The sequence below is a fragment of the Pseudomonas baetica genome (assembly GCF_019733355.1).
Classification (GTDB): Bacteria; Pseudomonadota; Gammaproteobacteria; order Pseudomonadales; family Pseudomonadaceae; genus Aquipseudomonas; species Aquipseudomonas baetica_A.
This window is the reverse complement of record NZ_JAIHLQ010000204.1, coordinates 1-224: the sequence shown is the minus strand read 5'-3', so window position 1 is coordinate 224 and position 224 is coordinate 1. Positions and strand designations below refer to the sequence as shown.

Here is a 224-nt window from a genome sequence, read left to right as displayed (position 1 = left end):
ATATGGCGCAGCGGACGGGACTCGAACCCGCGACCCCCGGCGTGACAGGCCGGTATTCTAACCGACTGAACTACCGCTGCGTATCGCTTTGAGCTTGCGCTCAAGTAACTCGTTTTGACTGAAAGCTTCGGTGCTTTTCAATCTCGAACCAGACAATGCCTGACTCGTAAAATATGGCGCAGCGGACGGGACTCGAACCCGCGACCCCCGGCGTGACAGGCCGG

1 tRNA gene is annotated in these 224 nt (G+C 58.9%); it reads right to left on the bottom strand.

The window, feature by feature from the left end:
- Positions 1 to 3 precede the first annotated feature (3 nt).
- Positions 4 to 80: transfer RNA gene (locus K5E40_RS34760), tRNA-Asp, on the bottom strand.
- Positions 81 to 224: the final 144 nt, after the last annotated feature.